Below are 444 nucleotides of genomic sequence, written 5' to 3'. Positions count from 1 at the left end.
CGGAGGCGGATTCGGCTTCGGCGCCACGGGCGGCCAGCCGGACGAAGGCAAGCACAGCCAACGTCGCGGCATCGATGATCCGGAGGGCCGACAGGTTCGCGGGGGGCGTGTTGGCCATGTAGAGGATGGTCCACAGGCCGGTGCCGACGAAGGCCGCCGCCACCAGCGCCTTCCAGTCGCGCAGGCGGGCAATCGCCGCGGTGGCGGCAAGCAGGATCGCCAGATAGACGAACAGCGCCCAGGGATTGGGCGCCTGCGGGGAGACGAGCGCCGGCGTCGCCATGGCGCCGATCAGGCCGATGCCGGCTAGCGCCAGGCCATGGACCAGGCTCGCCGCGATCGTCGCCACGCCAATGACGCCGAGCAGCGTGAAGGCCAGCGCCGGACCGATGAAGCCGTAAATGCCATAAGCGGCATAGACGGTGCCGAACAGGATGAAGGCGC

General features: G+C 69.8%; 1 protein-coding gene. It reads right to left on the bottom strand.

What is annotated here, in order from left to right:
- Positions 1 to 444, bottom strand: a 444-nt coding sequence (locus tag EN807_RS32660) for a DUF2339 domain-containing protein (RefSeq protein WP_135937941.1), incomplete at both ends; no start/stop codon positions are given.

Source organism: Mesorhizobium sp. M5C.F.Ca.ET.164.01.1.1 (assembly GCF_004792125.1).
GTDB lineage: Bacteria > Pseudomonadota > Alphaproteobacteria > Rhizobiales > Rhizobiaceae > Mesorhizobium > Mesorhizobium wenxiniae.
The sequence above is the reverse complement of the archived record's forward strand: the minus strand, read 5'-3'. Positions and strand labels throughout refer to the sequence as shown.